Raw genomic sequence first — 26,943 nt, 5'->3', positions numbered from 1 at the left:
CTGGCTTATGCTCCGCCGCATGAAAAACTTTCGCGTTCTCGCCGCCGCCCTGTCCCTTGCCCTGGCTGGCGCAGCTCCGGCAGTGCTGGCAGCCGACAAAGTCCTGCACGCCTTCCTGTCGACGGGCGAAACCGGCCTCGATCCTGCCGTCGCCTCCGATCTGGCCAGCCTGAGCCTGCTTGAAAACCTGTTTGAGCCGATGCTGCGCTACGACTACGAAGCGCGCCCGGTCAAACTGGCCCCCAGCAGCCTGCGCGAAATGCCGACCAGCGATGCCAGCGGCAAGGTCTGGACCTTCCACCTCAAGCCCGGCATGTTCTTCAGCGATGATCCCGCATTTAAGGGAAAGAAGCGCGAAGTTACGGCCTCGGATTATAAATTCGCCATCGAACGCCTCCTCGATCCGGCGTTAAAGTCGCCCTGGTCCTTCATGTTCGAGGGCAAACTGGCGGACTTGCGCGTGCTTGATAAGTACACCTTGCGCCTGACGCTGAAAGAACCCGACCCAAGCCTGCTGTTCTATCTTGCCCTGCCGGCTACCGGCGCGGTGGCGAAAGAGGTGACCGATGCCTACGGCAGCCAGGTCGGCAACCACCCGGTCGGCAGCGGTCCCTTCGTCATCGAAGAATGGAAGCGCAGCGACAAGATCACGCTGGCCGCCAACAAGGGCTACCACCAGGTCTGGCAAGGCAAGCACCTGCCGCTTGTCGACAAGGTCGAAGTCAAGATCATGGAGGAATACCAGTCGCGCGTGCTGGGCTTCCTGAATGGCGAGTTCGACTATATCGAGCAGGTGCCCGAGTCGATGCGCGACATGGTGCTCGATCCGTCGTCGGCCAAGCCAGTGCTGAAAAAGGACCTGGCCGCACGTGGCATGGTGCTGTCCCCATTCCCGGTGCTGCAGACCTATTACATGTGGATGAACATGGACGATCCGGTGATCGGCGGCTACAGCAAGGAAAAGGTCGCCCTGCGCCGCGCCATAGCATTGGGTTATAACAGCCCCGAGGACATCGCCCTGCTGAAGAAAGGCCTGGCCATCCCCGCGCAAAGCCCGCTGCCGCCGAACGTGCTGGGCTACGACCGGGCCTATCGCAGCCCGATCAGCTACAACCCCAAGCTGGCCAAAGCCCTGCTCGACCGCTTCGGCTACAAGGTGGGCAAGGACGGCTTCCGCACCCTGCCTAACGGGCAACCGCTGGCGCTGGTCATGCACAGCGAGCCGACCATGGTCGGCCGCCTGCGCGACGAGCTGTGGCGCAAGAACCTGAATGCCCTGGGCATCCGGGTCAGCTTCAAGACCGACAAGAAGACCGAAATCATCAAGGCCAGCCGCCTCGGCAAGGTGCAGATGTTCGAAACCAACTGGATCGCCGACTTCCCGGACGGGGACAACTTCTTCCAGCTGCTGTGGGGCCCAAATAGCGGCCGCGCCAATTACGCCCGCTTCAACCTGCCTGACTACAACACCCGTTACGAGAAAGCCCGCCAGCTCAGCGACGGTGCGGAGCGCAACGCCCTGTACCGCGAGCTGAACCAGCTGATCCACGCCTATAACCCCTGGGTATTGCTGATCCACCCGATCTCGGCCGATATCCAGCAACCGTGGCTTAAAAACTACAACCGACACCCAGTCGAACTCACCAACTGGCGCTACCTCGACATTGAAGCAAAAAGCAATGTGACGCCGGCATTACATTAGGTTATGGACGTAAGAGTAATTTTCATTGGATGACAAGATTTCTCCGGAGCTAACCTGCAAAAAACACCTATCTTGGGAGAGGCTCGTGAAGGTTAAAAAGCTGGCGCAACTGATTGCGCTCATTGGAGTGGTCAGCCCCGCAATCGCACAGGAAGCTGCGCAGCCGATGCAGCGCGTCGAGATCACCGGTTCCAGCATCAAGCGTGTAGCGGCCGAAGGCGCCCTCCCGGTACAAGTCATCACCTTCGATGCCATCAAGAAGGCCGGCATCACCAGCACTGAGGACCTGCTGCGCAGCATTTCCGCCAACGGTACCGGCGCCGACAATATGACTTCGGGTAACAACGTGTTCGGCGCCGACGCCGACCGCGTGTCCGGCGGCGCCTCCTTCGCCTCCTTGCGCGGCCTGGGCCCGAACGCCACCCTGGTGCTGCTGAATGGCCGCCGCGTGGGCAACCACGGCGCCTCCGGCAAGGCGGTCGACCTGAATTCGATTCCGCTCGGAGCCATCCAGCGCGTGGAAATCCTGAAAGACGGTGCTTCTGCCATTTACGGCACCGACGCGATCGGCGGCGTGGTCAACTTCATCCTGCGGACGGACTACACCGGCCTGGAAGCGGAAGCCAGCTACAACGCAACTGAAGCCGGTGGCGGCATGCAGCGCCGGTACTCCCTGCTGGGCGGCGTGGGCAGCCTGGCCGAACAGGGCTGGAACGTGATGGCCAGCGTGACGCATGACGTCAACGACAAGCTGTCGTCCAGCCAGCGCGACTTCGCCAATGGCTTCCAGCCGGAGCGCGGCCTGTCGCCGGACACCACCGGCACGCCCTACGCCAACATCCTGACCGGCGCCGGCACGGCATTGGGAACGGGCTTCAAGGTCCCAGGAGACAACACCACCTACCTACAGGCCAGCCCGCTGAGCTTCCAGGGCAAGTGCGGCAGCATTCCCGGCATGTCTCAATACCAGACCGACCTGTGGAAAGACGTTACGGCGCCAACCCGCACCAGGTATTCCTGTGCCTATGACTATGGCGCGGACTACGTGATCAGCTTCCCGGTCGAACGCACCAACGCTATCTCGCGCGCGACTTTCCAGTTGAGCCCTGAGCACAAGCTGTTCGCGGAGCTGCTGGGCTCGCGCACCAAGGCGACTGCCGAACTGACCCCGGTGCAGATTTCGACCAGCCTGGCCAATGGCGCCGCCTATCCGGTCAATGGCCCGTATTACCTGGATATGACGCAGTTCATTCCTGCTTACGACAAGACCAAGCCGATCATCTACAAATGGCGCTCAACCCCCTGGGGCAACCGCACCCAGGAGAACGTGACCGAAAACCTGCGCGGACTGATCGGCATGGAAGGCGTGCTGGCGGGTAAATACGACTACAAGTTTGGCCTGTCGCGCGCCCAGAGCACCACCAAGACCGACCTGGTCGACGGTTATGGCTGGACCAGCCAGATCTACTCAGCCCTTGGCACCGGCAAGATCAATCCGTGGCTGTTGCCCGGCCAGAGCCAGACCGACGAAGCCATGAACCTGATCGAATCGACCAAGTTCCGCGGGCGCCTGCAGCATGGCAAGACCACCATGACCCAGCTCGATGGTTCGATCTCGGGCGAGGTATTCCAGCTCCCGGCGGGTGCCGTATCGATGGCAGTCGGCCTCGACCTGCGCAAGGAAACTTACGAGTTCGCGCAGGATGTCGACGCGACCAAGATCCTGCTCGCTCCCGGCAACGCCAACCAGGACCGGGTCAGCCGCAATATCAAGGCGGTTTACGCTGAAATGATCGTCCCGGTGATCAAGGACCTGGAAGTGCAACTCGCAGTGCGCCGCGACGATTATTCGGTGATCGGCGCCACCACCAACCCGAAAGTGTCGTTCCGCTGGCAGCCATCACAGAACCTGATGTTCCGCGGCTCCGCCTCGAAGGGCTTCCTGGCGCCGAGTTTTACCCAGCTCTATTCGGGCCGCCTGCTGGGCGAACTGCCCAACGGCACCATCGACCAGGAGGGCTGCGCCCAGCATCCGGGCGACCCGGCCTTCTGCGCCATTCCACGCCTGAACTACTTCTCGGGCGGCAATCCGGGCCTGAAGCCCGAAACCTCCAAGCAAGGCACGCTTGGCATGGTGATCGCGCCGTTCACCGGCTTCACCGCCTCGCTGGACTACTGGGCGATCAACATCCAGAACCGCATCCTGAACCGCACGCCGCAAATAGTGCTGAAGAACTGGCAGTACCTGAACGACTACATCATCCGTAACCCGCAAACCGGTGTGATCGACCACGTGGAGGCAGGCTGGATCAATGCCGCCGGCCTGAAAACCCGCGGCCTGGACCTGGGCATGCGCCATGACGGCAAGTTCGGCGAGTACAAGACCACCGCCACGCTGGATGGCACCTGGATGCAGTCCTTCAAGTTCGCCGAGTTCGAAGGCCAGCCATTCATCGAGCAAGTCGGCCAGTTCGCCACCCGCGACGTCTACCTGCGCTGGAAGCACAATGCCGGCCTGACCGTCTCGCGCGGCGACTGGAGTGTACTGTTCAACAACAAATTCGCCTCGCACTACGCTGACCAGTTGCCAAATGGCGGCAAAGGCACGCCGCCCGCCGGCTTTGACCCGAAGATCAAGCACTACAGCATCTTCGGCATTTCGGGCACGTACACCGGCTTCAAGAACACCACCATCACGGCCGGCATCCAGAACCTGTTCGACACCGACCCGCCATTCACCGCCCATAATGTGGACGAGGTGGTGGGCGCCGGTTGGGACCCGCGCGTGGCAGACGGCCGTGGCCGCTCCTTCGCGCTCAACCTGAAATACAAGTTCTACTGATGTGATTACCCGGCGCAGTTTTGGCCGAATCGTAACGGCCGCCCTGGCCGCTGCCACACTCCCTGGAGTATCGGCAGCGGCAGGCGGCCGTTCAGTTTCCCGAAAGCCAACCATGAAGAAAACCGCCCTGGTCAAGCCGCCACGCCTGAAAGCTGGCGATACGGTGGGCCTGATCGCCCCCGGCGGGCACACCGACGCCCCGGCGATTGCCAAGGCCATCAAGAATATTGAATCGTTGGGCTTCCACGTCAAGCTGGGCCGTAACCTGGAAGCCGTGTATGGCAACTACGGAGGCTTCCCCGAGCAGCGGCTGGAAGACTTGCACGCCATGTTTACCGACCCCGAAGTTACCGCGATCTGGGCAATTCGTGGCGGCTCTGGCTGCATCCAGTTGCTCGAGCACCTCGACTACGAGCTGATCCGCCGCAATCCCAAGATCCTGATCGGCTACTCCGACATCACGGCGTTGCACCTGGCGATCCAGAAGAAGGTCGGACTGGTCACATTCCACGGCCCGGTAGCCTCCTCCACCTTCTCCGACTACTCGGTGACCCATCTGATGCATGTGCTGATGCAACCGGAGGACGAATACACCATCCCGATGGCGCTGGAAAACAGCCGTAAGGCAGAGGAAGAACCGCACTACGGACTGCGCACGGTGGTGCCCGGTCAGTGTGAAGGTCCGCTGACTGGCGGCAACCTATGCTTGGTCAGTGCCCTGGTCGGCACCGAATACGCCAGCAATTACAAGGGCGGCATCCTGTTCCTGGAAGAGGTAAACGAAGCGCCGTACCGGATCGACCGCATGCTGATGCAGCTCCAGCTCAACCGCAAATTCGATCAGGCCGCCGGCATCATGCTCGGCATTTGCGAAAACTGCGGCCCGCAAGACAGCGACATTTCCCTGACGCTGGACGAAACCACCGACCAACACCTCAAGCCCCTGAAAGTACCCGCCGTCAGCGGCTACAGCTTCGGCCATATCCGCGACCAGTTCACCCTCCCGATGGGCATCCGCGCCCGCCTCGACACCGAACGTCAGACCCTCACCCTGCTCGAACCCGCCGTCTCCTAGCGCCACAGCAGAGCCCGTGTCACACCATGGGGTCACACCCTAACAGTGACACGAGCTCAACTAATGCACAGTCGAGCCCGTGTCACACTCGGGGTGTGACCCCACGGTGTGACACGGGCTCGTCAGCGGACTTCGGCGTAGAATGGGGCGATGCGAATACTCAAGCACAGGGCGGTGGCTTTTGTGCTGGCGCATCCCCTGGATTTTGCCCTGCAGTGCCTGAAGGGTTTCCGGGCCAACCAGGGGCTGTTGCTGGCCGGCGCCGTGGCCTATTACTCGCTGCTGTCCATCGTTCCGCTGCTGATGCTGGTGGTGGTGGCGCTGTCCCATATCATTCCACAGCAGGAGCTGCTGCAGATTATCGGCCGCTATCTCGAGTGGCTGATCCCCGGGCAGTCAAAGGCCGTGGTGGCCGAAGTCGGCCATTTCCTGGAGCATCGTGAACTGGTCGGCTGGGCGCTGGTGCTGGTGATGCTGTTCTTCAGCTCCCTGGCTTTCTCCGTGCTGGAAAACGCCATGTGCTTCATCTTCCTGCACCGCGCCAAGGTGCGCCGGCGTCATTACCTGGTGTCGGCGGTCCTGCCCTACTGCTACATCCTGTTCCTTGGCGTTGGGGCGCTGGTGATGACCCTGGTGGCGGGCAGCCTGCAGGTGATCGGCGAGGAAAGCGTGCACCTGTTCGGCTATAAGTGGTCGCTGCACGGCCTGTCCGGCGTGCTGCTCTACCTGCTGGGACTGGCGGGGGAGGTTCTGATGTTGAGCTCAATCTACCTGGTCATGCCGGTCGGTCGCCTGTCCTGGCCGCACGCCCTGATCGGCGGCGCCACCGCCACTGCGCTGTGGGAAGTAGCACGCCATGTGCTGGTCTGGTACTTCACCACACTGTCGCAGGTGAACCTGGTGTACGGCTCGATGACGACGGCCATCGTCGTCATGTTCAGCCTGGAAATTGGCGCCACCCTGCTGCTGTTCGGCGCGCAGGTGATTTCGGAATTCGAACGGGTCGGTCGCGGGGAGCAGAACAAGGCCCCGCACCGCCTGCAGACCAAGACCGCCTGCTAGCCCGGCAGCGTGATCGTGAAGCGCGCCCCGCCCAGCGCGGAACTGCCGGCCACCAGGGTGCCGCCATGCAGTTGCACCGCCTTGCGCGCGATCGATAGCCCCAGGCCGAAGCCGCCCGTATTGCGGTCGCGGCTGCGGTCCAGCCGGTAGAAGGGTTCGAAAATGCGTTCGCGCTCGGCATGCGGGATGCCGGGACCATCGTCCTCGACCACCACCTGCACTACGCTGCCGATCCGCGCCGCGCCCAGGCGCACCGAACGCGTGCCGTATTTGAGCGCATTGCGCAGCAGGTTGCCGACCGCGCGTTCCAGCAAGCGCTGGTCGCCGCTGAACTGGCCCAGCGTGCCGCCCAATTCCATTTCCAGCAGCATGCCTTCGGAAGGCGGCAGGGTCTCGCGGCAATGGGCCAGTGCCGAGCTCAGGTCGAACGGACGGCGCTGCAGGTGCTGTTCGGCATCCAGGCGGGTCATGCCAAGCAGCTCGTTGACCAGCTCCTTCAGTTCGCGCAGGTCGCCTTCCATGGCGTTGATGCGCTTGTCCAGCGCCGGGTTTTCCGCCGCATCGCGCAGCAACTCCAGCGCGAATTCAAGCCGTGCGATCGGGGTGCGAATCTCATGCCCCACCGAGTGCAGCAGGTTGCGCTGGGAATCAAGCAAGCGCTCGATGCGGTCGGCCATGTGGTTGATGCGCTCCGCCAGCGGATAGATGCTGTCCTTGGGCTCCATATGCGCCCGTGCCCCCAGTTCGCCGCCGCCGAAGCGGTCCGCCACATCGGATAGCTGCTGCAGCCCCTGCCAGTGCGCCCGCGACCAGGCCGCGATCGGAATCAGCAGCACCAGGGCCACGATTAGGTAGCGCACCGCCTCCATCGATAGCGCAAAGCCGATATCGATCGGCAAGTCCTGCGCCACTAGCGCTTCCTCGTTGCTGCCGATATAGCGCTCACCGACCAGGTCCACACGCCGGTAGAAGGCCTTGCGCCCGATATCGAGCACCACGTCGCCGCGCTCGAAGCCCGCCGCGTCGATGCCGGACAGCTGCCGCCGCACATCGCCCAGCGGCACCAGCTCGAAACGCACGCCGGAAACCTCGCGCACCTTGTTCAGGCGGTCCAGCCACTGGTCGGCCGGGGCCTGGTCGATGTACTGCTCGAGGAGGAAGATCTGGGCTGCGGCCTGGCGCCGCGCAATCGAATCGAGGGGGTCGCCAAACAGGCGGTTGATGGCGAAATAGACGATGAATGCCGCCGCACTGATGGACAGCATCACCAGTATGAAAAAACGGAAGAACAGGCGATTCATCAAGGCGTATTGTATAAGAAACAATGGCTTGCAGTGAACCTGTCGTACAAATTTGCGACAAAAAGCGTACAGCTCAGGGCGGATTTCAGGCGATGCTTTACCTAAGATCACACCATCGCCGGGAGGAAATCGTCATGAACCAGATCATTCGCTGCCTGCCCGTGTTGGGAGCCCTGTTCCTCGTCGCCTGCGGCGGCGGAGGCGGCGGTGCGACCACGCATACCTTGGCTGCCGCACCACGGCTAGCTGACGGTACGCTGGCTTTCGAACAACTCGCAAATGTGAGCTATTCGGGTGTGCAGACACCAACCACTTTCGTGGTTCGCGACAGCGAAAGCATGCAAAAGCTGTGGTACAGCACCTACCTGAACATCTTCCCTGTGCCCGATTTGCCTAACGTCGACTTCACACGCAAGATGGTATTGGCCGTGGCGTGGGGCTATGTCGATCCCTGCTCCTCGTACGCGATCGACCGCGTGGCTATCAGCGGCGGCATGGTGGCAGTCAATTATCACCTGACCCCGCCGCTGCCCACCATGATGTGCGCTGCAGTTGTCACCGCACCGGTGCAGATGATTGTTGTCGATCGCATCGATACAACGGTGAACTTCATCAGGAACTGAGCGTTTTAGAGGGATGGGATGGTATTGCATTTAAAATGTACGGCTATCCCAACAGTAGACGTATATATGCGACAGTACCTGTTCCTAGCCATTGCCAGCGCCTGCAGCACCGTAGCTGCGCAGACGCCGGCCACCAACCCGATGCCAGACGGCAGCCGCGATATGTATATTGGTATTGGCGCCCAGTCGGTTCCCCGCTACGACGGATCGAGCGACAACCGCACCCTGGCCATGCCGGTACTCCAGGTCCAGTGGAGCAATGGTATTTTTGTTTCCGGCACCGCCCTGGGCTGGCACCTGTCGCAGACGCCATCGGTGGAATTCGGGCCGATGCTGGCACTGTCGCCGCGCCGCGACCAGGATGGCGTCTCCTTCAGTTTCAGCGGCGTGTCCGCAGAATCCGGCGCGCGCACAGCCCACACCAATCTTCGCCCTGACGAGTTCCGTGAGCGCGAGGAAATTGACTCCAACCGGCTGCGCGATATGGACGTGATCAAACACCGCGTCCTGGCCGGCGGCTTCTTCAACTATTACCTGTCGCCCAAGCTGCGCCTGACGAACACGCTGACTTATGGCAGCGGCAGGGAGCGCAATGGTGCGCGCCTGCATGCCGCCATGCAGTACATGATGACAGACGTGGCGCCGCACCACAGCGTGGTGCTGTCGGCCGGCGTTTCGCTGGTCAACCGCGCCTATAGCGAAACCTGGTTTGGTGTGACCCAGGACGAAGCCGACCGCTCCGGCATCAATAGCGCTTACCGCCCCGGCGCTGGCGTTCAGGATGTGCGCGCCGGCGTGCGCTGGAACTGGGCGTTGAGCCCAAGCTGGATGCTGACTTCCGGCGCCACGGTCAACCGCCTTGTCGGCGATGCAAAGGACAGCCCGCTGGTCGAACGGGCTACCAACTATTCCGTTTCCACGGCCCTGGCTTACCGATTCTGATGAAGATTTTGACCTTGCTCCGCACCACGCTGCCGGCTGTATGCCTGGCAGTGGTGAGCTGCGCCGTCCAGGCGCAGGAGGAGTGGGTCAGCTATCGCGACGCTTACAAGCAGATGGTCGTGTTTGCCAAATACGGCAAGCCGAAGAACTTCCTGCAGATCCATTACGAAGTCAGCCCGCGTGATCCGATGGCGACGCTGGAAGGCTTGCACCTGACGCTGACAGGCAAGAACACCCAGCTTAACCTGCCGCTGGACGCCACCGGCCGCGCCGTTTTCCCGCTGCTGAAGGCAGCCTACGATGATAACGCCGTGCTGGCGCTGAACCGCCGCATGGCCAGCTACCGCTTTGCGCCGCGCGTCACGATCCTGACGCGCAACGACGGCATTTACGAGTCGACCGACTTGCGGGCAGCGTGCGAACAGGCGCTGGCCTACCAGCGCTACATTGATTCCTCCTACGGCTCGAAAAAGTGCGGCGGTGTGCGTTTCGTGTTCGGCAATCGCGCGGATGCGCTGGTGCAGGCGAAATACGGGCCGCGCGAAGCGCCCCTGCCAGTAGTTGATGGTCCAGCCTTCGACGGCGAAACGCTCGGCACTTATCGTACCGCTACTTACCGCTTTGCCGACTGGTCTGCGCAGGGCCAGGTCGTCAGCCAGAATACCCCGCTCGCCATTGCGCCGCTGTTTGAATGAGCGGGCCAGGACCTGACCCAGGTTGACCGGTTCTAGTTCCAGGCCGACGGCGAGAACAGGTACCCCTCGCCCCAAACGGTCTTGATCTTCTCGCCATCGGTATCGTCGAACTTGCGGCGCAGTTTTGAAATCGAGTTATCGATCGAACGGTCCAGGCCATCGAATTCAATGCCGCGCATGGTCTTCAGCAGCGCATCGCGAGACAGCACGGTTCCCGCAGCTTCCGCCAGCACCAGCAGCAGCTTGTATTCCGTATTCGACAATGGACAGGGCTGGCCGCGCCAGGTGACCGAGCGGTCGCTGGTCGCAATGCTCAGCTGGCCGAAGCTCAGGTGGTCCACCTCCGGCTTGCCCTGGCGGCGGCGCAGCAGGGCGCGCAGGCGCGCCAGCAGCACGCGCGGCTGCACCGGCTTGTTGATGAAATCGTCCGCGCCTTGCTCCAGCAGCGATACCTCATCGTAGGAATCCTCTCGGGCGGTCATGATCAGGATCGGCACGTCGCTGATGTCGCGAATCTGCTGGCTGACCTTCATGCCATCCATGCCCGGCAACATCAGGTCCAACACCACGACGTCGGGATTGGCCGCCTTGAAGCGCGACAGGGCCTCGTCGCCGCGCGGCACCACCTCGACCTTGAATTCATAACCGGCGAGGTACTCCGTGACCAATTCGGCCAGGCGCTCATCATCTTCCACCAACATCACATGAACCATGTCTTTCTCCTTATGGCGGACATTTTATAAGAGCCACAACCTCTCAGCATATATGCACTTGAAATCCGACAAAGTGTTACAAACAGACGAAATTCGCGAAGGGCTGGCCATTTGGCATGCAACATGTAATGCTTGCCAGAACTCAAAGGGAACCGATGTGCCGAAACCGACCGCTATTATTGCCGTGCTTTCCGCTGCGTGCCTGCTTTCAACTGAAGTCATTGCGCATGATAAACAGCCCAAAAAAGCAGAGCCGCATTATGCGAATTCTGCATTCTTGTTGACTGAAGCCGAAAGGAATGAACTGGTTGGCAAAGCTAATGCCGGCGACAACAGGGCGGCCGCCCGCCTGGGCTTCTTTTATGATTTTACGACCCGCAATCGTGAAGCAGCCTACTATTGGTTCAGGAAGGCGGCATTAAATGGCCACGTGACATCCCAATATAACCTGGGCGTGCGCGTGCTGGGCACTTCGAGCCCGGATAAGTGTACCGAGGCGAAGTACTGGTTCACGATGGCGAGCCAGAACGGAATGGAGCAGGCGAAAAAGAGCCTGGACAGCCTCGGCGATTGCCCGGGTTCGCCGCAACAACCGCCGACGCGGGAGCCGTAGCTCCCGCTTGCATCACAACGCGCGGGCGATCAGCAGTTTCTGGATATCGCTCGTGCCTTCATAGATCTGGCAAACGCGCACGTCGCGGTAGATGCGTTCCACCGGGAAGTCGGCAGTGTAGCCATAGCCGCCGTGAATCTGGATCGCGTCGGAGCAGACGCGCTCCGCCATCTCGGAGGCGAACAGCTTGGCCATCGCCGCCTCTTTCAGGCACGGCTGGCCGGCGTCTTTCAGCGACGCGGCATGCCAGATCAGCTGGCGTGCGGCTTCCAGCTGCATCGCCATTTCCGACAGCTTGAACTGCACCGACTGGTGCTCGAAGATCGGCTTGCCGAACGATTCACGTTCGCGTGCGTATTTCAGCGCTGCTTCAAAGGCGGAACGCGCCATGCCGACCGATTGCGAAGCGATGCCGATACGGCCTCCTTCCAGGCCGGACAGGGCGATCTTGTATCCCTGGCCTGGCTCGCCGATCATGTTCGCTGCCGGCACGCGGCAATTCTCGAACAGGATCTGCGCGGTGTCGGAAGAATGCTGGCCCATCTTGTGCTCGATGCCAGCCACAATGTAGCCGGGCGTATTGGTCGGCACCCAGAAGGCGCTGATGCCTTTCTTGCCGGCTGCCTTGTCGGTCACGGCAAACACGATCGCCACGTCGGCATGCTTGCCGGAAGTGATGAACTGCTTGGTGCCGTTGATGACGTAGTCGCCGCCATCCAGCGTGGCGGTGGTGCGCAGGGCGGCGGCATCGCTGCCGGTGTGCGGTTCGGTCAGGGCGAAGGCGCCCAGCATCTCACCTTGCGCCAGCGGGCGCAGCCATTGCTGCTTCTGCTGTTCGTTCGCATACATCAAGCCGATGCTGCACACCGGGCAGTTGTTCACCGAAATGACGGTGGAGGTGCCGCCATCGCCGGCCGCGATTTCTTCCAGCACCAGTGCCAGCGAAACGTAATCGAGGCCCGCGCCGCCCAGTTCTTCCGGCACGGCGACGCCGAAGGCGCCTAATGCCGCCAGTTCCTTCAGTTCTTCTTTCGGGAAGTGATGTTCCTTATCCCAGCGCGCTGCGTTGGGCGCCAGGCGCTCCTGCGAAAACGCACGCAGCGCGTCGCGGATCATTTCGTGTTGTTCGTTGAGGATCATTGTTATCTTTCTGTACGGCTGGGCCCGTGTCACACTTGGGGTGTGACCCCAGGGTGTGACACGGGCTCGGCTTTACCAGCCTATTGGTGAACCGTCATAGTCTCGGTAGACGGCTTGTTCGGATGCCGGCAGTTCGGCCAGCACCTTGCGCAGTCCGCGCACGCTTTCTTCGACCGATAGCGCGGCGCCGGCGCCGCCCATGTCGGTGCGCACCCAGCCCGGGTGCAGCGCCACGCAGGTGGCGCCTTGCGGGCCGAACTGGTGCGCGGTGTCGACCAGCACGGAGTTCAGCGCGGCCTTGCTGGCGCGGTACAGCGAGCCGGATGAACCCTGGCGCTCGCTGAGGGAACCCATGCGCGACGACATCACGGCCAGTTTGCCGCGGCCCGCGCACACCAGCGGCGCGATGATCGGCAGCAGCCGCATCGCCGACAGCACGTTGATGTGCATGACGGCGTCGAAATCGGTTTGCATCGGGAAGCCGTCGCTGCGCGGGCCGTACACGCCGGCGTTCAGGATGGCGACGTCCAGCTGTTCGCCATCCAGTTTCCAGCCCAGGCCTGCTACGGCTTCCACATTCGTTACATCCAGCTTATGGGCTTCGGCACCCATCTCGGCCAGCATGGCGACATCTTCTTTCCTGCGGGCCGTGGCGATCACGCGCCAGCCGTCGGCCAGGTACTGGCGAACCAGTTCCAGGCCGATGCCGCGCGAGGCGCCGATAACGAGTGCCAGCGCCATCGTGCTTAAACCAGCTCGATGCCCATGGCAGTGGCTTCGCCGCCGCCGATACACAGTGCTGCCACGCCCTTCTTGCCGCCCTTGGCTTTCAATGCGCCGATCAGGGTGGTGATGATGCGCGCGCCGGTGGCGCCGATCGGGTGGCCCAGGGCGCAAGCACCGCCGTGCACGTTCACCTTGCTGTGCGGGATGTCCAGGTCGTGCATCGCTGCCATTGGCACGGCGGCGAAGGCTTCATTGATCTCGAACAGGTCAACGTCTCCGACTTTCCAGCCGGTCTTGGCCAGCAGCTTCTGGATCGCGCCCACTGGGGCGGTGGTGAACTGTTCCGGCACCAGGGAGTTGGTGGCGTGGCCGGTGACCTTGGCGATCACGGTGGCGCCCAGCTTCTTGGCGGTGGATTCGCGCATCATGACCAGGGCGGCAGCGCCGTCGTTGATCGAGGAGGACGAAGCGGCGGTGATGGTGCCGTCCTTGGCGAAGGCTGGCTTCAGGGCTGGGATCTTTTCGATCTTGGCTTTCAGCGGGCCTTCATCCTTGTCGATCACTACGTCACCGGCGCGGCCGGATACGGTCACCGGGGCGATTTCCCAGTTGAAGGCACCGGATGCCTGTGCCGCTTGCGCACGCTTGACGGATTCGATGGCGAAGTTGTCCTGCGCTTCGCGGGTGAACTTGTAGGCAGCCGAGCACTGTTCGGCGAAGGTGCCCATGGAGCGGCCGGCGCCGGTCTTGGCGTCGCGGGTGTAGGCGTCTTCCAGGCCGTCGTACATCATGTGGTCGAACATCATGCCGTGGCCGATGCGGTAGCCGCCGCGTGCTTTCGGAATCAGGTAAGGGGCGTTGGTCATGGATTCCATGCCGCCTGCCACGATCACTTCAGCGCTGCCGGCTGCCAGTGCGTCGTAGGCGAAGATCGCTGCCTGCATGGCGGAGCCGCACATCTTGGACAGGGTCACGGCGCCGGCCGATACCGGCAGGCCAGCCTTGATCGAAGCCTGGCGTGCTGGCGCCTGGCCCTGGCCTGCCATCAGGCAGTTGCCGAAGTAGACGTGTTCGACTGCTTCCGGCTTGATGCCTGCGCGTTCGACGGCGGCCTTGATGGCCACTGCGCCCAGGTCATTGGCGCTCAGGCTTGCGAAGTCGCTCTGGAAGGCGCCCATTGGGGTACGTGCTGCGCCGACGATTACGATTGGGTCATTCATTTTCAAAGGTCTCCAAAAGGGAAGGTGTTGCTTGCTTCGCTGCCTCGGGCAGCGAATCTCGGTTGCGGAAACGGACGTGCTGGGGATACGGGAACACGTCCTCAATGACACCACTGGCGATCAGCGCTTTTTTCCTGGCCCACCAGTGAGGCGAGAGCAGCTCGGCGTGGTGCTTCATAAAGTATTTTCGGATTTTCGCGTTACCGAGCAAGAACTTGTCGAACTGCTCGGGAAACACGTCGTGCTTTCCAATGGGGTACCACGGCTCGGCGGACATTTCGTCCTCCTCGTTGCGTGGCGCCGGAATCACACGGAAGTTGCAGTCCGTGATGTATTCAATTTCATCGTAGTCGTAGAAAACGACACGCTTGTGACGGGTGACGCCGAAATTCTTGTACAGCATGTCGCCCGGGAAGATATTCGCTGCCACCAGGTCCTTGATGGCGTTGCCATATTCGATGATGCCATGCTCCAGTGCCGCATCGTCGCCCACTTCATCGGCGTGCGACAGGAACATGTTCAGCGGCACCATGCGGCGTTCAATGTACAGGTGCTTGATCACCAGCTGATCGCCTTCTTCTTCGATCAGCGATGGTGCGAAGTGCTTCAGCTCCATCACCAGCTCTTCGCTGAAGCGGTTGCGCGGGAAGGCGACGTTGGAGTACTCCAGCGTGTCAGCCATGCGGCCCACTCGGTCGTGGTGCTTCACCAGCAGGTATTTGGACTTGATCTGCTCGCGCGTGGTTTCCTTCGGCGGCGGATAGAAGTCCTTGATCACCTTGAACACATAAGGGAAGGACGGCAGCGCGAACACCAGCATCACCAGGCCGCGGATGCCGGGCGCAATCGCGAACAGGTCGGACGAGTGCTTCAGGTGCTGCAGGTAGTCGCGGTAGAAGGCATTCTTGCCCTGCTTCTGCAGGCCGAGGATGGTGTAGATCTCGCTGCGTGGCTTGAGCGGCAGCAGGTTGCGCAGGAACTGCACGTAGGCCGACGGCACTTCCATGTCGACCAGGAAGTAGGCGCGCGTGAACGAGAACAGCAGAACGATGTCCTGCTGCTCCGTCAACACTGCATCCAGCACCAGCTGCTTGTTCTTGTTGTGCAGGATAGGCACCACGAAAGGCAGTTCGCGGCTGCCGTTGATGGCGCGGCCGACGATGTAGGCGCCCTTGTTGCGGAAGAACAGGCTCGAAAGAATCTGTATTTGCGCATTCGGTTCCAGTTCGCCGAACAGGTCGGACAGCCGTTCTTCCACCAGCGCGACATCGCGCGACAGGTTGGCGAACGGGGTGTTCAGCTGGAAGTTGGTGACGATGCGCTTGAGCGTGAAGGTCAGGCCGTCCTTGCCCGGGTAGTACACGCGGTAGGTCGGCGCTACTTCTTCCGTGTCGATGTACTCGGTCGATACGACCGGGCGCACGAAAATGAATTCGTTGTGGAAGTAGGAGCGGTGCAGGATATTGCAGCACACCGAGTTGAAGAAAGTCTCCGCCAGCTCCGGCTGCTTGTGGCCGGACAACATGCCGATGTAGTGCAGCTTGAGTTCGCGCCACACTTCATCGGTCAGCTCGGACGGATCGTATTCGTCCTCCAGCATCTGCACGCACTCCTGCACGCGCTTGTCGTAAAAGTCGATCCGTTCACGCGCCGCGACCTGGGCCACCGCCCAGTCGCCTTGCTCGAAATGCCGCTTGGCCGCCTGCGCCGCTTGCCGGAACAGGCGGTAGTGCTTGTCGAACCCCTCGCGGATGGTGCGCGCGATGTCGAACGCGATTTGCGACGACAGCAGCTTGGGGAAGGCGGCGTGGATCATGGCGGCCTTGCGGGCGGCTTCGCTTACTTGGTCTCGGCGAACAGTTCGCGGCCGATCAGCATGCGGCGGATTTCGCTGGTGCCGGCGCCGATTTCGTACAGCTTGGCGTCGCGCCACAGGCGGCCGACCGGGTACTCGTTGATGTAGCCATTGCCGCCCAAGGTCTGGATTGCTTCGCCTGCCATCCAGGTTGCCTTCTCGGCCGAGTACAGGATGGCGCCGGCGGCATCCTTGCGCAATGCGCGCACCTGCTCAGGCGAGGTGGCGCGGTCGCAGGCCTGGCCCACGGCGTAGACGTAGGCGCGGCAAGCCATCATGGTGGAGTACATGTCCGCCAGCTTGCCCTGCATCAGCTGGAATTCGCCGATCGGCTGGCCGAACTGCTTGCGGTCGTGGATGTAAGGAACCACGGCGTCCATACAGGCCGACATGATGCCCAGCGGGCCGCCGGACAGCACGGTGCGTTCGAAGTCCAGGCCGGACATCAGCACGTTGACCCCCTTGCCCAGGCCGCCCAGCACGTTCTCGGCCGGCACTTCGCAATCTTCAAACACCAGCTCGCCGGTGTGGGAGCCGCGCATGCCCAGCTTGTCCAGCTTCTGGGCGATGGAGAAGCCCTTGAAGCCCTTCTCGATCAGGAAGGCGGTCATGCCGCGCGGGCCGGCTTCCAGATCGTTCTTGGCGTACACCACCAGGGTGTCGGCGTCCGGGCCGTTGGTGATCCACATCTTGGTGCCGTTCAGCACCCAGCGGTCGCCCTTGAAGTCGGCGCGCAGCTTCATCGACACCACGTCGGAACCGGCGTTCGGCTCGGACATGGCCAGCGCACCCACGTGCTCGCCGGAGATCAGCTTCGGCAGGTATTTCTTCTTCTGTTCTTCGGTGCCGTTGCGCTTGATCTGGTTGACGCACAGGTTGGAGTGCGCGCCGTACGACAGGCCGACCGAGGCGGAAGCGCGGGAAATTTCTTCCATCGCGATGATGTGGGCCAGGTAGCCCATGTTCGAGCCGCCGTATTCTTCGCCGACGGTGATGCCCAGCAGGCCCAATTCACCCATCTTGCGCCACAGGTCCATCGGGAACTGGTCGGTGCGGTCGATTTCAGCGGCGCGCGGGGCGATTTCGGCGGCGGCGAACTGCTGTACCGCTTCGCGCAGGGCGGCGATGTCTTCGCCGTGATCAAAGGTCAGGCCTGGGAGATGGAGCATGTCTTCCTCTATTGGTGTTGGGTATTGAAGCGCAAATGATACGCCTGAGTGACGTTAACGTAAACGTCAAGTAGCCGTAGTTTGCTTTTCGGCAAGTGCTGCCAGCAGGCGCTTGCACTCTTCCTCGTGGGTGGCGATCTCTTGCAGCGACATTTCGATGTCCTCGCGCTGTTGTTCCAGCGTCTCGCGGTGCTGCGACAGCACGCCCAGGAAGCGGTTCATCTGGGCTTCGGTGTCCTTTGGCGACTCATACATGTCGACCAGGCTCTTGATTTCGCTGAGCGACAGGCCGATGCGCTTGCCGCGCAGTGTCAGTTTGAGGCGGGTGCGGTCGCGTGGGGTATACACGCGGTTGCGGCCGCCGGCACCTTCGCGCGATGGGCTCAACAGGCCCTGGTCTTCATAGAAGCGGATGGCGCGCGGGGTGATATCGAACTCACGGGCCAGTTCGGTGATGGTGTAGGTCGGCATGGCTTACAATGGATCTTCCGTTTACGTAACGTCAATCTATTGTACGCCATGAACCCGCTCGAATCCCAGCTTGACTATCCATTTGGCGACACCCTGCCGGCCAGCGGCACGGTGCTCGAAGTCGCGCCCGGCGTGGCGTGGATGCGGCTGCCGTTGCCGTTCGCGCTCGACCACATCAACCTGTGGCTGTTGCGCGAAGCCGATGGCTGGAGCGCGGTGGACTGCGGCGTGGCGCTGGACGCCAGCAGGGAAGCCTGGAATGCCGTGCTGGCCGGGCCGCTGGCTGGCCAGCCGCTGCGGCGCGTAGTGGCCACTCACTGTCACCCGGACCACGTCGGGCTCGCCGATTGGCTGTGCCAGCGCTTTGGCGTCTCGTTGTGGATGACGGCGGGCGAGTATGCCTTCGCACGCATGATGTCGGCCGGCTTGCCCGGCGTCGACGGCCCTTCGGCCGTCCCCCATTTTGAACGGCATGGCCTGGTCGACCCGGAAATGCTGGAGAAAATGCGCTCCCGGAAGAATTACTACCCCTCGCTGGTGCCTTCTGTGCCGGCTTCCTATGTGCGCCTGCATGACGGCCAGGTGATCGCGGCCGGCGACGCCACCTGGCGCGTGATCACCGGTTTCGGCCATTCGCCGGAACACGCCGCCCTCTACTGCGAACAGCTCAATGTGCTGATTTCCGGCGACATGGTCTTGCCGCGCATTTCGACCAATATGTCGGTTTTCGCGGTTGAACCCGAAGCCAACCCCTTGCAGCAATACCTCGATTCGCTCGAGCGCTTCGCCACCCTGCCGGAAGACGTGCTGGTGCTGCCCTCGCATGGCCGGCCATTCCGAGGCCTGCACACCCGCATCAAGCAGTTGCGCGATCACCACGAGGCGCGCCTGGCCGAGGTGCTGGCCGCCTGCACGGATCAGCCGCGCTCCGCGGCAGAGATAGTACCAATCATGTTCCGCCGCCCGCTGGATGCCCACCAACTCAGCTTCGCGTTGGGCGAAGCGCTGGCCCACCTTCACAAACTATGGCGGGATGGTATCGTGCGCCGGGATACCGGAGATCACGGCATCATGAAATTCATAAAGGCGCATAAAGTTACCGACGGTCTTTAATACCAGCCGACCGGTCGACAACAAAGACAGCCCCTAGGTTTGTAGTCGCCAAGCAACTTTATTTCTAAAGTTGTAACCGATTATTTGTCGTCATGACAAGTAGATTCTGCTACTTTTTACCGATTTTACCGAAAGAAATTCGGGTTGGCAGAGCGGGAAATCGTCCAGTCTGTAGCGCCAATTGTTAATTGTTGTTAACTACAATTGTCACAATTGGTCTGATGGTTCTAGAGACTGACATTCATGTTGTGACATGAAATAGTGCAACTATGAATTCTTCGAACGAACGTGAAAGCTTCAGCCAGCGACTCCAGCAGGCTTTGAAAAATGCCCACTACTCTCCGGACAGCCCAACCCGGCTGGCGAGAGAGTTCAACATCAGGTTTGAGGGCAGACCGATTACGGTCCACGCCGCCCGAAAATGGCTGGTTGGAGAGGCAATTCCGACCCAGGAAAAGCTGCGCATGATTGCGCAGTGGCTGGGCGTTCCTGCTGAATGGCTGCGCTTTGGCGGTGCCGAAATCGAGCACCATAATGGAGATTCGAACGGTAGCAACCTGAACCGGTTCGAGTCGGCTGACGTCAAATTGATCGCTGATTTGCAACGGCTGGACGACCATCACAAGCAAATTGCGCGCGAATTTATTCGCATGCTGGTGAGGGTCAACTACCAAAAGTAACAAAACGACACCATTTATCCTGCGCAAAACGGGGCAAATTGCTTTCAAAAGCACGTCCGAGTTTCACTTAGCGCGCCGGCTCCCGGCGCGCCCCGCCCAAGTGTCAAAATGATGTTTTTGATACTGCCAACATGGTGTCCTGCCATGTCACAAACGACCAGACCACTTTGTAACAAACTTGATACATTGGCCCGCAAAGGCGCATGTTTTCAAGGGTTCATGCCATTCCAGCGAGGGGCCAGATTGTGACATATGCCGAATAAGTCGATCACACGGGCCACGGTGTGGTCCACCATTTCATCGATGGATTCCGGCTGGTGGTAAAAACTTGGCAATGGCGGAAAGATAACGCCGCCCATTTCGGTGACAGCGGTCATATTGCGCAGATGCGCAAGATTGAAAGGCGTCTCGCGCACCATCAGTATCAGGCGGCGGCGCTCCTTCAGCATCACATCGGCAGCACGGGCGATCAGGTTGTCCGACAGGCCATGCGCGACGGAAGCCAGGGTTTTCATTGAACAGGGAGCGATCACCATGCCGTCGGCCTGGAAAGAGCCGCTGGCGATGGAAGCGCCGATATTGTTCTGCTTATGGACGACATGGGCCAGCGCTTCGACTTCCTTGCGCTGCAAGCCTGTTTCCTGATGGAGGGTGAGGACCGCGGCGTCGGAGATGACCAGGTGGGTCTCGACGGGACGGCCATCCTGCCCCGTCGCTTGCTTCAAATGCTGCAGCAGCCGCACGCCGTACACGGCGCCGGTAGCGCCGGTGATGGCAATGACCAGCCGCTGCGGGCGATCAGCCATTATTGTCCAGCAGGGCCTTCAGTTCGCCGGATTCATACATCTCGGACATGATGTCGGAGCCGCCGATGAACTCACCGCGCACGTACAGCTGCGGGATGGTTGGCCAGTTCGAGTATTCCTTGATGCCCTGGCGCACTTCCGGATCATCCAGTACGTTCACGGTGGCGATGTTTTCAACGCCGCAGGCTTTCAGGATCTGGATGGCACGGCCGGAGAAGCCGCACTGTGGGAACTGGGCGGTGCCCTTCATGAACAGCACGACGGGGGTGTTGGTCACGGTTTCTTTGATCCAGGTTTGTACGTCGCTCATTGCATTCTCACTGCTAAGGATTGGAATCCCGCCATTTTACCGCGAAACGGCGCCTTACTTGATGACACAGGTCATGTCCTGGCGTAATTCGGGGTCAGGTCTGTCATTCGGACAGACAGCGCTACCCTTTGATCAAAATCAATACGCGAAAGGTAGCGAAATCGCGTATTGAGCAAGATCAAATGATTGCGTTAGCTGTCCAAAAGACAGACCTGACCCCGACTTTTGTTTAGCTGCGCAGCTTGGCGAAGGCGGCGGCCATCGAGCTTTGCTGGACTGGCTCGCGCGATTGCTGCTTTTGCTGCTGGCCCATGGCGCGGCGGTCGTTGCGGTCGCTACGCTGCTCTGGGCGGGAGCCGGCGACGGGCGCGCTGTCGGACAGGCGCATGGTCAGGGCAATACGCTTGCGCTTCACGTCCACCTCCAGTACCTTGACCTTCACCACCTGGCCGGCTTTCACCACCGTGTGGGGGTCTTTGACGAAGGTGTTCGACAGGGCGGAAATGTGAACCAGGCCGTCCTGGTGCACACCGATATCGACGAAGGCGCCGAAGGCGGCCACATTGGTCACTACGCCTTCCAGGATCATGTCCGGACGCAGGTCGCTGATCTCTTCCACGCCTTCCTTGAAGGTGGCGGTGGTGAATTCAGGGCGCGGGTCGCGGCCCGGCTTTTCCAGTTCCTTGATGATGTCGGTCACGGTCGGCACGCCGAACTTGTCGTCGGCATATTTGGCCGGGGACAGCGCTTTCAGCAACTTGCTTTCGCCGATCACGCCGCGCACGTCTTTCTGGATGTCGGCCAGGATCTTCTCGACCACCGGGTATGACTCAGGGTGCACTGCCGACGCGTCCAGCGGGTTCTCTCCGCCCATTACGCGCAGGAAGCCGGCTGCCTGCTCGAAGGTCTTGTCGCCCAGTCGCGGCACGTTCTTCAGCGCTGCACGGGAGGCGAATGCGCCCTTCATGTCGCGGTAGCTGACGATGCTTTGCGCTACGCTGGCGGACAGGCCGGAGACGCGTGCCAGCAGCGGCGCCGAGGCGGTATTCACGTCGACGCCCACCGCATTCACGCAGTCCTCTACGACTGCGTCCAGCGAGCGCGCCAATTGGGTCTGCGATACGTCGTGCTGGTACTGGCCGACGCCGATCGATTTCGGGTCGATCTTCACCAGCTCGGCCAGCGGGTCTTGCAGGCGGCGCGCGATCGAGACGGCACCGCGCAGCGACACGTCCAGCTCCGGCAGTTCGCGCGAGGCGTATTCGGAGGCCGAGTACACCGATGCGCCGGCTTCTGAGACCACGATCTTGGTCAGCTTCAGCTCCGGACATTGCTTGATCAGGTCTTGCGCCAGCTTGTCGGTTTCGCGCGAGGCGGTGCCGTTGCCGATCGAGACCAGCTGCACGCCGTGCTTGGCGGCCAGTCGCGACAAGGTGTGCAGCGAGCCGTGCCAGTCGTTGCGCGGCTGGTGTGGATAAATGGTGGCGGTATCCACAACCTTGCCGGTGGCGTCGACTACGGCGACTTTCACGCCGGTGCGCAGGCCTGGGTCCAGGCCCATGGTGGCGCGCGGGCCGGCCGGGGCGGCCAGCAACAAAGCTTTCAAATTGGTAGCAAACACGTTGATGGCGTCCAGTTCGGCTTTTTCGCGCAGGGCGCCCATCAGTTCGGTTTCCAGGTGCATGAAGGATTTCACGCGCCAGGTCCAGCGCACGGTGTCGGCCAGCCATTTGTCGGCGGGGCGGCCGGCTTGCTTGATGCCGAAACGGGCCGAAATGCGGCTTTCGCAGGGGTTATGCGGGGCGTCCCACTTCGGCTTTTCCTCTTCCGAATCGAGACGCAGGGTGACGTCCAGCATGCCTTCCCGGCGTCCGCGCAACAGTGCCAAGGCGCGATGCGACGGTACGGCGGCCAGCGGCTCGGAATAATCGAAGTAATCGGCGAACTTTTCGCCCTCTTCTTGCTTTCCCTCAACAACTTTCGATTCAACTACGCCATGCTCTTGGACATATTCGCGCAGCGATTGCAGCAGGGTGGCGTCTTCCGCGAAGCGTTCCATCAGGATCTGGCGGGCGCCATCGAGGGCGGCCTTGGCGTCGGCCACGCCAGGATTCTTGCCGTCGGCGGTCTCGAAGGCTTCGCGCATGTAACCGGCGGCCTGTTCCTCGGGATTCAGGGTCGGGTCGGCCAGCAGGGCGTCGGCCAGCGGGGCCAGGCCCGCTTCGATGGCGATCTGGGCCTTGGTGCGGCGTTTTTGCTTGTAAGGGAGGTAAAGGTCTTCCAGCCGGGTCTTGTCCTCTGCGTGCATGACCGCATCTAGCAGCTCCGGCGTCATCTTGCCTTGCTCGGTAATCGAGTTGACGATCGCTTCACGGCGTTCTTCCAGCTCGCGCAGGTAGCGCAGGCGCTCTTCGAGATTGCGCAGCTGGGTGTCGTCCAGGCCGCCGGTCGCTTCCTTGCGGTAGCGGGCGATAAACGGGACGGTGGCGCCTTCGTCCAGCAGGGCGATGGCGGCGGCGACCTGGGCCGGCTTGGCGGCCAGTTCGAGGGCAAGGCGTTGTTCGATAGAAGGCAGCATGACGGTATTCCAAACTGTGAAGGCCGAAATCATACAACACGGGCCCGGGAATCGATTATTATTAATTAGTCAATGTTGTCCGTCTAACTTGTAGTTGCACTAAGTTAGGATTTTCACAAACACGAAAACGTGGAAGGCGGATAATATTGCATGTTGCTGTTTTTGAACCGCTGATTTAAAAGAATGCGCCCAATGGATATTACCCGCGACGAAGCCCGCGAAACTCCAGTCGCACCGGCTCCCGCACCAGCTGCTCCGCCCAACCAGCTTCCCTATGCTGTGGCGACATGGTTGCAGAGGGTGGATGCAGCCGCGCATCCCAAGCCAAAACTGGCCCCGGTCGAAATCGACCCGAAACAGACCAACTACAAACTGATTTATGTGCTGGCGCCGACCAGCGGCGGGCGCCATGTCGCGCTCTGCCTGTACAAGGCGCGCCTGAAACCGAACGGGGACGTGGCTGCGGCCACCCCGGTCAGCGAAGTGTTTTCCCTGCTCTCCGCTCCGCCAGCATTCCTGGCGCCGGGCGATGAAGACCTGGTCCGCTTCTTCGTGGCCATGCGCAGCGGGCCCAATTCCCAGACCGGCAGCGCCACTGAGCCGCGCGGCAAGATCGGCGCGGCGCTGCTGCAAATGTTGTCCGAACAGGACAAGCTGCTGTGGGCGAACTCCTGGTCCGACGTGGGCAACGGCCTGGTCTATCCGATGAAGGCTGGCGACAAGCGCAATGCCAGCCTGGCCTGGCGCGAGGAAGGCAAGGGCCTGCGCCTTGGCTGGCAGGTCGACGTGCAGGAAGGGGCCCGGCACCATGGCGCCGACCAGATCGACTACATGCTGCCGACCGAACCGCCATGGTATATCGACAACCTGTCGACCGGCGTGCTGCAGCTGAACCAGGGTGGCACCACCATTCCGCTGGCTGACCTGCAGGCCTTGGTGGCGCAGGCGCCGCTGCTGATGCCGAACGATAAGATGCGGGTATCGCAGCTGCTGCTGGCGCACGGCCTGCAGCAATTGATGCCGTTGCCACAGCCGCTGCCCCAGCGCGTGCGCACCGACGTCAAGCCGCGGCCTATCCTGGTGCTCGATTCGGCGCAACTGGCCGACGGCACCCTGCAGCGCTGGAATGACTATGCCGTGCTGTCGTATGACTACGACGGCGAGCGCGTGTCCTTCGATCCTTCGCAGCGTGTGGTGCGCCAGCGCGGCGAAGTGACTGAGATCATCCAGCGTGACGAGGCTGCCGAGGCGGCCGCGCTGGAAACACTGACCCAGCTGGGCTTCAAGAAACCGACCGCGCTGCCGCTGTCCAGCGTGCGCGGCGGCCTGTTGCTGGCCAACCAGGCCGACTGGATCCGCTTCGCCGAATCCGGCATCGATGAATTGCTGGCTGCCGGCTGGCGCGTCGAGAAATCGCCGAAGTACCGCTACGATATGGTGGCGGTCGACGACTGGTACGCCGAAGTCGAGGAAGAAACCACCGAGAATGGCAATGCCTGGTTCGACCTGGAACTCGGCATCACCGTCAATGGCGAGCGCGTGCCGCTGCTGCCGGTGCTGGTGCAGATGATCCGCAATTTCCCGAACGACTTCAGCCCGAAAGCGCTGGCTGTGCATGGCGACTCGGACCAGATGCTGGCCGCGCTGCCGGACGGTACGCGCGTGGCCCTGCCATGGAACCGCCTGCGCCCTATCCTGGCGACGATCGGCGAGCTCTACTTCAGCGAAAAGATCCGCCATTCGGTGCGCATGTCCTCGCTGGATGCGGCGCGCCTGGACGAGCTGGCGCGCAATGTCGACTTCCAGTGGACCGGCGGCGAAGAGCTGCGTGAAATGGGCCGCAAGCTCAACCAGTTCTCCTCGGTCAAGCGTGTGCCGACCCCGGCCGGCCTGCAAGCGACCCTGCGCGATTACCAGACCGACGGCCTGAGCTGGATGCAGTTCCTGCGCGAATACAATTTCGGCGGCATCCTGGCCGACGACATGGGTCTGGGCAAGACGGTGCAAACTATCGCCCACATCCTGGTGGAGAAAGAAGCCGGCCGCCTGGATCATCCAGCCCTGGTCATCGCGCCCACCAGCCTGATGAACAACTGGCAGGATGAAGCCGCCCGCTTCGCGCCTGGCCTGAAAGTGCTGCTGTTGCAGGGCAAGGACCGCGCCGAGCTGTTCGACGAGATCCCGAAAGTCGACCTGGTGCTGACCACCTACGCCCTGCTGCCGCGCGACGAGGAAAAGCTGCGCGAGCATGATTTCCACCTGGTGATCCTGGACGAATCGCACTACATCAAGAACACCCGATCGAAGGCCGCCCAGAGCGCGGGCCTGCTGCGTGCGCGCCACCGCCTGTGCCTGTCCGGCACGCCGCTGGAAAACCACCTCGGCGAGCTGTGGTCGCAATTCCACTTCCTGTTGCCGGGCTTGCTGGGCGACGAGAAGACCTTCAACAGCAACTTCCGCCACCCGATCGAGCGCCAGGATGATCCGCAGCGCCGCCAGTTGCTGAACCGCCGCATCAAGCCTTTCCTGGTGCGCCGTACCAAGGACAGCGTGGCCAAGGAACTGCCGCCGAAGACCGAGATGGTGCGCAAGGTGGAGCTCAGCGGCGCGCAGCGCGACCTGTACGAAACTGTGCGCCTGGCCATGGACCAGAAAGTGCGCGAGGAGATCGATCGCAAGGGCGTGGCGCGCTCGCAGATCGTGATCCTGGAAGCGCTGCTCAAGCTGCGCCAGGTCTGCTGCGATCCGCGCCTGGTGAAGACTACCAAGAAAGCCGCCTCCGCTGGTTCGGCCAAGCTGATCGACCTGATGCAGATGGTGGAAGACCTGCTGGAAGAGAAGCGCAAGATCCTGGTGTTCTCGCAATTCACTTCGATGCTGGAACTGATCGAGGAAGAACTGGAAGCACGCGACATTCCGTACGCCATCCTGACCGGAGAAACCCGCGACCGCGGCGCCCAGGTGGCTGCCTTCCAGCAAGGCGCGGTGCCGATTTTCCTGATTTCGCTGAAGGCCGGCGGCGTGGGCCTGAACCTGACTGCAGCCGACACCGTGATCCATTACGATCCGTGGTGGAATCCTGCCGCCGAAAACCAGGCCACCGACCGCGCCTGGCGTATCGGCCAGGACAAGCCGGTGTTCGTGTACAAGCTGATCGCCAAGGGCACGCTGGAAGAAAAGATCCAGCTGCTGCAGCAGAAGAAATCGGACCTGGCGCAATCCGTGCTGGCCGAAGGCGAATCGCAGAAGATGGCCTTGACCCAGGAAGACCTGCAACAGATCTTCGCACCGTTACAGGATTGATCCC

At 61.6% G+C, this 26,943-nt stretch carries 22 protein-coding genes; 11 read left to right on the top strand and 11 right to left on the bottom strand.

The genetic code is table 11. The features are described 5' to 3' along the window. The first annotated feature begins 19 nt into the window (after positions 1 to 19). The 4 genes from ACN9MY_RS01145 to ACN9MY_RS01130 all read left to right on the top strand — a co-directional run bounded on the left by ACN9MY_RS01145 (position 20) and on the right by ACN9MY_RS01130 (position 6,681). On the top strand, positions 20 to 1,702 hold the full coding sequence (locus ACN9MY_RS01145; RefSeq protein WP_426166701.1) for an ABC transporter substrate-binding protein: 1,683 nt from the start codon (positions 20 to 22) through the stop codon (positions 1,700 to 1,702). Positions 1,703 to 1,787: 85 nt separating this feature from the next. After that, entirely contained in the window at positions 1,788 to 4,544 is a 2,757-nt protein-coding gene (locus tag ACN9MY_RS01140) for a TonB-dependent receptor (RefSeq protein WP_426166699.1), read from the top strand. 112 nt (positions 4,545 to 4,656) lie between these two features. Then, positions 4,657 to 5,619 carry a S66 peptidase family protein gene (locus tag ACN9MY_RS01135; RefSeq protein WP_426166697.1) on the top strand — a complete coding sequence of 321 codons (963 nt, stop codon included), beginning with the start codon at positions 4,657 to 4,659 and terminating at the stop codon, positions 5,617 to 5,619. 150 nt (positions 5,620 to 5,769) lie between these two features. After that, positions 5,770 to 6,681: a YihY/virulence factor BrkB family protein gene (locus tag ACN9MY_RS01130; protein WP_426166695.1), complete on the top strand. Its 912-nt coding sequence runs from the start codon at positions 5,770 to 5,772 to the stop codon at positions 6,679 to 6,681. On the opposite strand, the gene ACN9MY_RS01125 is transcribed toward ACN9MY_RS01130, so the two are convergent. Then, positions 6,678 to 7,982 (bottom strand): ATP-binding protein, encoded by a 1,305-nt coding sequence (locus ACN9MY_RS01125; RefSeq protein WP_426166693.1) that lies wholly within the window; start codon positions 7,980 to 7,982, stop codon positions 6,678 to 6,680. The two genes, ACN9MY_RS01130 and ACN9MY_RS01125, sit on opposite strands and share 4 nt — an antisense overlap. 134 nt (positions 7,983 to 8,116) lie before the next feature. Here ACN9MY_RS01125 and ACN9MY_RS01120 point away from each other — a divergent pair, with 134 nt between their 5' ends. The 3 genes from ACN9MY_RS01120 (at position 8,117) to ACN9MY_RS01110 (ending at position 10,242) form a co-directional block, all read left to right on the top strand. Continuing rightward, the gene (locus ACN9MY_RS01120; protein ID WP_426336736.1) at positions 8,117 to 8,605 is read left to right on the top strand and encodes a hypothetical protein; all 489 of its coding nucleotides are present in this window, start codon (positions 8,117 to 8,119) and stop codon (positions 8,603 to 8,605) included. Between the two features lie 66 nt (positions 8,606 to 8,671). Continuing rightward, a complete protein-coding gene (locus ACN9MY_RS01115) occupies positions 8,672 to 9,547 on the top strand; it encodes a MipA/OmpV family protein (protein ID WP_426319986.1) in 876 nt (291 codons plus the stop codon). Further along, positions 9,547 to 10,242 carry a hypothetical protein gene (locus ACN9MY_RS01110; RefSeq protein WP_426166689.1) on the top strand — a complete coding sequence of 232 codons (696 nt, stop codon included), beginning with the start codon at positions 9,547 to 9,549 and terminating at the stop codon, positions 10,240 to 10,242. Before ACN9MY_RS01115 ends, ACN9MY_RS01110 begins: the two co-directional genes overlap by 1 nt. Positions 10,243 to 10,274: 32 nt before the next feature. Here the strand turns inward: ACN9MY_RS01110 and ACN9MY_RS01105 are convergent, their stop codons facing one another. Beyond that, positions 10,275 to 10,955, bottom strand: coding sequence for a response regulator (locus ACN9MY_RS01105; protein WP_426166687.1), 681 nt, complete (start codon positions 10,953 to 10,955; stop codon positions 10,275 to 10,277). A 58-nt stretch (positions 10,956 to 11,013) separates the two neighbouring features. Here ACN9MY_RS01105 and ACN9MY_RS01100 point away from each other — a divergent pair, with 58 nt between their 5' ends. Beyond that, positions 11,014 to 11,568, top strand: coding sequence for a tetratricopeptide repeat protein (locus tag ACN9MY_RS01100; RefSeq protein WP_426166685.1), 555 nt, complete (start codon positions 11,014 to 11,016; stop codon positions 11,566 to 11,568). Positions 11,569 to 11,580: 12 nt separating this feature from the next. Here the strand turns inward: ACN9MY_RS01100 and ACN9MY_RS01095 are convergent, their stop codons facing one another. From ACN9MY_RS01095 to ACN9MY_RS01070, 6 genes are all read right to left on the bottom strand, one after another. Continuing rightward, a complete protein-coding gene (locus ACN9MY_RS01095) occupies positions 11,581 to 12,708 on the bottom strand; it encodes an acyl-CoA dehydrogenase (RefSeq protein ID WP_426319984.1) in 1,128 nt (375 codons plus the stop codon). Positions 12,709 to 12,780: 72 nt separating this feature from the next. Continuing rightward, positions 12,781 to 13,449: an SDR family oxidoreductase gene (locus tag ACN9MY_RS01090; RefSeq protein WP_426166681.1), complete on the bottom strand. Its 669-nt coding sequence runs from the start codon at positions 13,447 to 13,449 to the stop codon at positions 12,781 to 12,783. Positions 13,450 to 13,454: 5 nt separating this feature from the next. Next, positions 13,455 to 14,654 carry an acetyl-CoA C-acyltransferase gene (locus tag ACN9MY_RS01085; RefSeq protein WP_426166679.1) on the bottom strand — a complete coding sequence of 400 codons (1,200 nt, stop codon included), beginning with the start codon at positions 14,652 to 14,654 and terminating at the stop codon, positions 13,455 to 13,457. Next, positions 14,647 to 16,470, bottom strand: coding sequence for a bifunctional isocitrate dehydrogenase kinase/phosphatase (gene aceK / locus ACN9MY_RS01080; protein WP_426319981.1), 1,824 nt, complete (start codon positions 16,468 to 16,470; stop codon positions 14,647 to 14,649). The genes ACN9MY_RS01085 and aceK overlap by 8 nt, the downstream gene beginning before the upstream one ends. A gap of 23 nt (positions 16,471 to 16,493) precedes the next feature. Continuing rightward, entirely contained in the window at positions 16,494 to 17,678 is a 1,185-nt protein-coding gene (locus ACN9MY_RS01075; RefSeq protein WP_426166675.1) for an isovaleryl-CoA dehydrogenase, read from the bottom strand. 66 nt (positions 17,679 to 17,744) lie between these two features. Then, positions 17,745 to 18,149, bottom strand: a complete 405-nt coding sequence (locus ACN9MY_RS01070) for a MerR family transcriptional regulator (RefSeq protein WP_426166673.1) — start codon at positions 18,147 to 18,149, stop codon at positions 17,745 to 17,747. Between the two features lie 48 nt (positions 18,150 to 18,197). Between ACN9MY_RS01070 and ACN9MY_RS01065 the strand changes: the two genes are divergently transcribed. Continuing rightward, positions 18,198 to 19,262 carry an MBL fold metallo-hydrolase gene (locus ACN9MY_RS01065; protein WP_426319979.1) on the top strand — a complete coding sequence of 355 codons (1,065 nt, stop codon included), beginning with the start codon at positions 18,198 to 18,200 and terminating at the stop codon, positions 19,260 to 19,262. Between the two features lie 269 nt (positions 19,263 to 19,531). Next, positions 19,532 to 19,942, top strand: coding sequence for a hypothetical protein (locus ACN9MY_RS01060; RefSeq protein ID WP_426166669.1), 411 nt, complete (start codon positions 19,532 to 19,534; stop codon positions 19,940 to 19,942). 209 nt (positions 19,943 to 20,151) lie between these two features. Here the strand turns inward: ACN9MY_RS01060 and ACN9MY_RS01055 are convergent, their stop codons facing one another. From ACN9MY_RS01055 to ACN9MY_RS01045, 3 genes are all read right to left on the bottom strand, one after another. Then, positions 20,152 to 20,748, bottom strand: coding sequence for a UbiX family flavin prenyltransferase (locus ACN9MY_RS01055; RefSeq protein ID WP_426166667.1), 597 nt, complete (start codon positions 20,746 to 20,748; stop codon positions 20,152 to 20,154). Next, positions 20,741 to 21,058, bottom strand: coding sequence for a Grx4 family monothiol glutaredoxin (grxD, locus tag ACN9MY_RS01050; RefSeq protein WP_057265627.1), 318 nt, complete (start codon positions 21,056 to 21,058; stop codon positions 20,741 to 20,743). The genes ACN9MY_RS01055 and grxD overlap by 8 nt, the downstream gene beginning before the upstream one ends. Before the next feature lie 229 nt (positions 21,059 to 21,287). Further along, positions 21,288 to 23,636 carry a Tex family protein gene (locus ACN9MY_RS01045; protein WP_426319976.1) on the bottom strand — a complete coding sequence of 783 codons (2,349 nt, stop codon included), beginning with the start codon at positions 23,634 to 23,636 and terminating at the stop codon, positions 21,288 to 21,290. Between the two features lie 192 nt (positions 23,637 to 23,828). Between ACN9MY_RS01045 and ACN9MY_RS01040 the strand changes: the two genes are divergently transcribed. After that, entirely contained in the window at positions 23,829 to 26,939 is a 3,111-nt protein-coding gene (locus ACN9MY_RS01040; RefSeq protein WP_426166662.1) for a DEAD/DEAH box helicase, read from the top strand. The last annotated feature ends 4 nt before the right edge of the window (positions 26,940 to 26,943 follow it).

This window comes from Pseudoduganella sp. R-31 (assembly GCF_049913235.1).
Classification (GTDB): domain Bacteria; phylum Pseudomonadota; class Gammaproteobacteria; order Burkholderiales; family Burkholderiaceae_D; genus Rugamonas.
This window is presented reverse-complemented; position numbering and strand designations above follow the sequence as displayed.

Coding starts and splice junctions, on each gene's coding strand:
- ACN9MY_RS01145 (WP_426166701.1), top strand. CDS start 20: ATGAAAAACTTTCGCGTTCTCGCCGCCGCCCTGTCCCTTGCCCTGGCT.
- ACN9MY_RS01135 (WP_426166697.1), top strand. CDS start 4,657: ATGAAGAAAACCGCCCTGGTCAAGCCGCCACGCCTGAAAGCTGGCGAT.
- ACN9MY_RS01130 (WP_426166695.1), top strand. CDS start 5,770: ATGCGAATACTCAAGCACAGGGCGGTGGCTTTTGTGCTGGCGCATCCC.
- ACN9MY_RS01125 (WP_426166693.1), bottom strand. CDS start 7,982: ATGAATCGCCTGTTCTTCCGTTTTTTCATACTGGTGATGCTGTCCATC.
- ACN9MY_RS01120 (WP_426336736.1), top strand. CDS start 8,117: ATGAACCAGATCATTCGCTGCCTGCCCGTGTTGGGAGCCCTGTTCCTC.
- ACN9MY_RS01115 (WP_426319986.1), top strand. CDS start 8,672: ATGCGACAGTACCTGTTCCTAGCCATTGCCAGCGCCTGCAGCACCGTA.
- ACN9MY_RS01110 (WP_426166689.1), top strand. CDS start 9,547: ATGAAGATTTTGACCTTGCTCCGCACCACGCTGCCGGCTGTATGCCTG.
- ACN9MY_RS01105 (WP_426166687.1), bottom strand. CDS start 10,955: ATGGTTCATGTGATGTTGGTGGAAGATGATGAGCGCCTGGCCGAATTG.
- ACN9MY_RS01095 (WP_426319984.1), bottom strand. CDS start 12,708: ATGATCCTCAACGAACAACACGAAATGATCCGCGACGCGCTGCGTGCG.
- ACN9MY_RS01090 (WP_426166681.1), bottom strand. CDS start 13,449: ATGGCGCTGGCACTCGTTATCGGCGCCTCGCGCGGCATCGGCCTGGAA.
- ACN9MY_RS01085 (WP_426166679.1), bottom strand. CDS start 14,654: ATGAATGACCCAATCGTAATCGTCGGCGCAGCACGTACCCCAATGGGC.
- aceK (WP_426319981.1), bottom strand. CDS start 16,470: ATGATCCACGCCGCCTTCCCCAAGCTGCTGTCGTCGCAAATCGCGTTC.
- ACN9MY_RS01075 (WP_426166675.1), bottom strand. CDS start 17,678: ATGCTCCATCTCCCAGGCCTGACCTTTGATCACGGCGAAGACATCGCC.
- ACN9MY_RS01070 (WP_426166673.1), bottom strand. CDS start 18,149: ATGCCGACCTACACCATCACCGAACTGGCCCGTGAGTTCGATATCACC.
- ACN9MY_RS01065 (WP_426319979.1), top strand. CDS start 18,198: ATGAACCCGCTCGAATCCCAGCTTGACTATCCATTTGGCGACACCCTG.
- ACN9MY_RS01060 (WP_426166669.1), top strand. CDS start 19,532: ATGAATTCTTCGAACGAACGTGAAAGCTTCAGCCAGCGACTCCAGCAG.
- ACN9MY_RS01055 (WP_426166667.1), bottom strand. CDS start 20,748: ATGGCTGATCGCCCGCAGCGGCTGGTCATTGCCATCACCGGCGCTACC.
- grxD (WP_057265627.1), bottom strand. CDS start 21,058: ATGAGCGACGTACAAACCTGGATCAAAGAAACCGTGACCAACACCCCC.
- ACN9MY_RS01045 (WP_426319976.1), bottom strand. CDS start 23,636: ATGCTGCCTTCTATCGAACAACGCCTTGCCCTCGAACTGGCCGCCAAG.
- ACN9MY_RS01040 (WP_426166662.1), top strand. CDS start 23,829: ATGGATATTACCCGCGACGAAGCCCGCGAAACTCCAGTCGCACCGGCT.